This is a genomic window from Streptomyces sp. 8L (genome assembly GCF_020176795.1).
GTDB lineage: Bacteria > Actinomycetota > Actinomycetes > Streptomycetales > Streptomycetaceae > Streptomyces.
Genome location: NZ_JAIUKE010000084.1, coordinates 1 through 5,563, shown reverse-complemented (window position 1 = coordinate 5,563; position 5,563 = coordinate 1). Strand labels below are relative to the sequence as shown.

Annotated in this window: 4 protein-coding genes; 1 reads left to right on the top strand and 3 read right to left on the bottom strand. The window is 75.2% G+C overall.

Features of this window, described 5'->3' with window-relative positions:
- Positions 1 to 91: 91 nt before the first annotated feature.
- The 3 genes from LCE31_RS08940 to LCE31_RS08930 all read right to left on the bottom strand — a co-directional run bounded on the left by LCE31_RS08940 (position 92) and on the right by LCE31_RS08930 (position 3,752).
- Positions 92 to 1,555 carry an FGGY-family carbohydrate kinase gene (locus LCE31_RS08940; protein WP_225013493.1) on the bottom strand — a complete coding sequence of 488 codons (1,464 nt, stop codon included), beginning with the start codon at positions 1,553 to 1,555 and terminating at the stop codon, positions 92 to 94.
- 90 nt (positions 1,556 to 1,645) lie between these two features.
- Positions 1,646 to 2,671, bottom strand: coding sequence for a 2-hydroxyacid dehydrogenase (locus LCE31_RS08935; protein WP_225013491.1), 1,026 nt, complete (start codon positions 2,669 to 2,671; stop codon positions 1,646 to 1,648).
- Complete coding sequence (locus LCE31_RS08930) at positions 2,649 to 3,752, bottom strand: DeoR/GlpR family DNA-binding transcription regulator (RefSeq protein ID WP_225013489.1); 1,104 nt, start codon at positions 3,750 to 3,752, stop codon at positions 2,649 to 2,651. Before LCE31_RS08930 ends, LCE31_RS08935 begins: the two co-directional genes overlap by 23 nt.
- Positions 3,753 to 3,918: 166 nt before the next feature.
- Here LCE31_RS08930 and LCE31_RS08925 point away from each other — a divergent pair, with 166 nt between their 5' ends.
- Positions 3,919 to 5,397, top strand: a complete 1,479-nt coding sequence (locus LCE31_RS08925; protein ID WP_225013495.1) for an FGGY-family carbohydrate kinase — start codon at positions 3,919 to 3,921, stop codon at positions 5,395 to 5,397.
- Positions 5,398 to 5,563: the final 166 nt, after the last annotated feature.

Here is a 5,563-nt window from a genome sequence, read left to right as displayed (position 1 = left end):
GCCCGCACGCCCGCTCACACACGCCCCCCGCACGGCGCTCACACGGCCGCTGGGCCCGCCCGCGCGCAAGAGCGCTCACACGACCGCCCGCCTACAAGACCGCTCGCACCGGCCCCCCGTGCCAGCGGGACCTGGCCGCCTCCACCCGGTACAGGTAGTCCGCGTACGCCTCCTCGTAGTAGGCGACGCCCTCCGGGTCCGGGTCGATCACCAGGTCCGGCTTCGTCCACTCCGCCGTGTCCACGTCGAGGCCCAGGTCACCGCCCCGGGCGCCGAGCGCCGCGAGCACGGCGCCGCGCGCGCCAGGCTCGGGGCCCCGGGCGACCTTCAGCGGGCGGCCCAGTACATCCGCGAAGATCCGCAGCCACGGCAGGCTGCGCGCCCCGCCGCCGCACACCCCCAACTCGCCCGTCAGGCCGGCCGCTTCGAGGCAGTGCCGGGCGGCGAACGCGATCGCCTCGCACATGCCCCGCACCAACTCGGCGCGGGACGCCCGCAGATCGAGGCCGGTGAACTCGGCGCGGGCACGCGGGTCCACGAACGGCACGCGTTCGCCCGAGGGCGACAGGTACGGCAGCGCCGCCACGCCCCGCGCGCCGCGCGGCGTCTCGTCCAGCATGCCGGACACCTGCTCGTGGGTGCTGCCGGTGACGCCGAGCACCCAGTCGAGCGCGACGGTGCCCGTCATGGCGGGCAGCGCCCTCAGGTACCGGTCCGCGCGGTCCGTGGCGAGGTGGAAGCCCACGGGATCACCGTCACGCACCACCCGCTCCGCGACGACTTCGCAGGCCAGCGTCGTACCGATGATGAGCAGGCCGTCGCCGGGCCCGGTGATGCCCGCGCCGAGCGCGCTGGCAGGAAGGTCGTACGGGCCCGAGCTCACGGGCGTTCCCGCGGGCAGCCCGGTGCCGCTCCGGCCGCCGAGCGCCCGCCCGAACGGCACCGGCGTCCGTACGGGTGGCAGCAGGCCGGCCCGGTGCTCGATGCCGAGCGCTTCGAGGACCTGCGGCGAGTACGCGCGCGTCGTCGGGTCGAGGAAGGGCACCGACGCGTCGGAGAGGTCGGTGGACCGTTCCCCGGTCAGCCGCAGATGCAGGATGTCCTTGCAGCAGGCGGCCGTTGTGGCGGCGTCGAGGCTCTCGGGCTCGTTGCGGTCGAGCCACGCGAGGAGGGCGCCGGGCGAGCCGGGGAACAGCACGTTGCCCGTGTGCCGGAACAGCCGCAGCGCCGTGCCGTCCTCCATCCAGTCCGCGACGAGTCCGCCCGCACGGCCGTCCATCCACGACAGGGCGGGGCGTACGGCCCGGCCCGCCGCGTCGACCAGCCAGAGCCCGTCGCCCTGTCCGGTCATCCCGACGAGCGCGGGCGGGCCGCCGTCGGCCACCGCGTCGATCACGCGGACCGCCGCCCGTACGACCTCCTCGACGTCCTGCTCCACGCGGTCCCCGCCGCCTCCCAGCGACACCGGCACCGACTCGGCCCGCAGGGCCGTACCGTCCTCGGCGAAGGCCACCGCTTTGGCCACCGACGTTCCCATGTCAAGCCCGACGAACACCGCGCACACCGTGCACTCCTCTCAGTCCTGAAGGGCGGCCCCCGATCCCGGCCCGGGAGGGCCGGACCCCGAGGGGCAGATTCTCGGCTGTCAGACGACGCGGTGGGCCAGCGGCTCGCCGCGCAGGTACCGGGCGGCCTCGGCGGCGGCGATCCGCGCCGCGTTGTGCGCGACCGCCGTGTTCGCGCCCGCGAGGTGCGGTGTCATCACGAGGCGCGGCGCCGTGCGCAACCGGCTGTCGGCGGGCGGCGGTTCGACGGCGAACACGTCGAGTGCCGCGCCCGCGAGGCGCCCCGACTCCAGCCCGTCGCACAGGGCGTCCTCGTCCAGCAGCGCGCCGCGCGCGCAGTTCACCACGACGGCGCCGTCCGGCAGCAGCCCCAGCTCCCGCTTCCCGAGCAGGCCCCGGGTCTCGGCGGTGAGCCGGGCGTGCAGCGACACGACGTCGCTGGCCCGCAGCAGTTCGTCCAGGTCGCCCACCGGCGTCGCACCGGACTCCCGGAGCACGGCGGCGTCCGCGTACGGGTCGTACACCAGCACCCGCGCCCCGAAGGCGGTCAGCGCCCGGGCGACCCGGCTGCCGACCGCGCCGCACCCGACGAGCCCGACGCTCGCGCCGTCGAGGCCGGGACCGCAGTTCTCGTACGTGTAGAACTCCCCGGCCCAGCGGCCCGATGCGAGCGCCGCCGACGTCTCCGGGATGCGCCGCATCGCGGCCAGCATCATCGCCACCGTGTACTCGGCGGTGGCGGCGGCGTTGCGGCCGGGCGTGTTGCAGACGCGCACGCCGCGCTCCTTCGCCGCGTCGAGGTTGACGTTGACGGGCCCGCCGCGCCCGACGACCACGAGCCGCAGCTCCGGGGCGCCGTCGAGCACCTTGGCCGTCACGGGACCCATCTGCGTCAGGCAGATCTCGGCTCCGGCCAGCGCCGCGATCATGGTGTCCTCGTCGCCGGACGCCTCGTCCACCTCGGACACCGGCCCGAAGGGCGTGAGGGGCCAGGGGAGCTCCAGCGGGGCGACCGTATGCCCGTGGTCGGCGCCCAGCACGGCGGCCAGCTCCCGCGCGAAGAGGTCGGGGGCTACGAAGTGGTCACCGGCGGCAAGGATCTTCATCGGACAGGGACTCCTTGAGAGGCGGGACGGACAGCGGAGCGGGTGCGGAGGGTCTCTCAGACGGTACGGAGGCCGTGGGGCGCCCGGCATCTCCGGCGCGCGGCGGACCGCCGGATTCCGGACGGCCGGGCCGTTCCAGACCGCCGGATTCCGGACCGCCGGACCTGTGCGGCCCATCTGCCCCGTCCAACCCGTCCGGCCCATCGGCTGCGTCCGGCCCGTTCGGCTCGTTCGGCTCGTTCGGCCCAACCGGTGTGTCCGGGCCCGCTCCCGCGCCCGCTTCCGGTACGGGCGCGACCTCGTACGGCACGCCGCTCTCCTCCAGCGCGCGCAGCGCCTCGCCGGGGGCGCGGCCGTCCACAACGACCAGGTCGAACGCGCTGAGCGGAGCGAGCCTGTGCAGCGCGCCCCGGGCCAGCTTCGAGTGGTCGATCAGCAGCACACAGCGGCCCGCCGCCGCGATCATGGCGCGCTTGACGGCGACGATGCGCTGCTCCTGGTGGTACGCGAAGCCGCCGGCCACGGACGACGTCGACACGAAGCACACGTCGACACGAAGCGCGCCGACCGCCTCCTCGCAGCCGACCCCGAGGAACGAGTCGTGCAGCGGGTCGTACTCGCCGCCGAGCCCCAGCAGCCGCAGGCCGCGCTCGCCGGTCAGCAGGTTCAGGGCTTCGAGAAAGTTGGTGGCGACCGTCAGCGGCTCGACGGCGGGCAGCAGCCTGGCCAGTTCCAGCACTGTGGTCGAGTCGTCCAGCATCACCGACATGCCGGGTTCCACCAGCCTCAGCGCGTGCGCCGCGAGCGCCGCCTTCTCGGCTCGCATGGCCTTCTTGCGGTACGCGACGTTCGGTTCGAAGACCCCGGAGGGCCGCGCGGTCACCCCGCCGCGCGTCTTGCGCAGGACGCCCTCCCGCTCCAGCTCTTCGATGTCGCGGTAGACCGTCATGAGGCTCACGCCGAACCGCGCCGCCAGCTCGGCGGCGGGCACGGGGCCCGCGCTCAGCACGTACGCGGCGAGTTCACGGCGTCGGCGATCGGGGCCGCCGTGGGAGGTTCCGTGGGCCGTGTGCTGCGCCATGGGGGCGACTCCTGACTCACATCCCGACTCACATCCGGCGCTGTGGAAGTCACACTAATCTATGGTGATGCGACGCTGAAGTGGCCGGGACGCCACGGTTCCTGACGGTGTCACGGAGTGACGGCGCACGACGACGTGAAGAGGTGGAGCGGTGGAAGCCGTGAACATGGACGCCGACGCCGACGCCGCCGTATGGCTGGGCGTCGATCTGGGCACCCAGAGCGTGCGCGCGCTCGCCGTCACTGCCGGGGGGCGCGTACGGGGCCAGGGCTCCGCGCCTCTGACCGGCACCCGCGACGGGGCGCGGCACGAGCAGCTCCCCGCCGACTGGTGGTCCGCCACCCGCACCGCCGTACGGGCGGCGGTACGCGGCCTGCGGGCGCCCGTGGCCGCCGTCGCCGTGTGCGGCACCTCGGGGACGGTGCTGCTGACGGACGACGGAGGCGAGCCGGTGTCGCCGGCCCTGATGTACGACGACGGGCGCGCGGCGGTGCAGGCGCATCGCGCGCAGGAGGCCGGTGACGAGGTCTGGCGGAAGCTGGGGCAGCGCATCCAGCCGAGTTGGGCCCTCGCGAAGCTGCTGTGGCTGGCGGACGAGGGCGATGTCCCGGCCGGAATCCGGCCCCGGGTCTGCCATCAGGCGGACGTCGTCACGGCCCGGCTCGTCGGGCGGCCGGTGGCGACCGATTCGAGCCATGCGCTGAAGACCGGCTACGACACGCGCGACCGCGCCTGGCCGACGGAGGTCCTGGACCGGCTCGGCCTCGCGGACCGCCTGGCGTTTCCCGATGTCGTCCTGCCCGGCACGGTGCTCGGGACGGTCGGCGCGGCGGGCGCCGAGGCGACCGGTCTCGCCGAGGGGACCCCCGTCGTGGCCGGGATGACGGACGGCTGCGCCGCCCAACTCGCGTCCGGCGCCTGGGAGGTGGGCAGCTGGAACACCGTTCTCGGCACGACCCTCGTCATCAAGGGCGTCACCGCGCAGCCGCTGCACGACCCGACCGGCGTCCTCTACAACCACCTCTCCCCCGACGGGACATGGCTGCCGGGCGGCGCGTCGAGCGTCGGCGCGGGCGCGCTGTCCGCGGCGTTCCCCGGCGCGGACCTGGCCGCGCTCGACCGCGCCCCCGCGGACCGTGAACCGGCGGGCGCGCTGACGTATCCGCTGGTCTCGCGGGGCGAGCGGTTCCCGTTCCTCGCGTCGGGCGCGGAGGCGTTCACCCTCGGCACCCCGGCCGACGACGCCGACCTCTACGCGTCCCTGCTCCAGGGCGTCGCGCTCGCGGAACGCCTGTGCCTGGCGTACGTACGGCAGCTCGGCGCGCGCGTCGAGGGTCCGATCGCCTTCACGGGCGGCGCGACGCGCAGCGCGTACTGGAACCAGCTGCGCTCCGACGTGCTCGGCAGGCCCGTGACCGTACCCGAACAGGCGGGCTCCGCACTCGGGATGGCGGTCCTCGCGGCGCGCGGCGCGGGTACCTCGCGCGACGACGTGCGCACCATGGTGCGCACCGCGGCCAGGTTCACGCCGAGGAGCACGGTGAAGGAGCGCTACGACGAGGCGTTCGGAACGCTCGTCGACGCGCTGGAGGAACGCGGCTGGCTGCCCCGGGAGACGGCGCGGTACGCACGAAGCGAAGGATGACGACGATGAGCGACATGCCCCGGCCCGACCGTCCACCGGCCCCCGGCCCGGGAGTTGAGCCCGCGGGCCCCCCCCGGCGGGGGGCCCCCCCGGGGGGGGCGCCCGCGCCCCCACGGGTGCTGGGTCGGGCCCGCGCGCCGGGGTGGGACGCCGCGCACCCCGACAC

Excerpts from the sequence above, each read along its gene's own strand:
- LCE31_RS08935 (WP_225013491.1), bottom strand. The coding sequence starts at position 2,671 with ATGAAGATCCTTGCCGCCGGTGACCACTTCGTAGCCCCCGACCTCTTC.
- LCE31_RS08930 (WP_225013489.1), bottom strand. The coding sequence starts at position 3,752 with ATGGCGCAGCACACGGCCCACGGAACCTCCCACGGCGGCCCCGATCGC.
- LCE31_RS08925 (WP_225013495.1), top strand. The coding sequence starts at position 3,919 with ATGGACGCCGACGCCGACGCCGCCGTATGGCTGGGCGTCGATCTGGGC.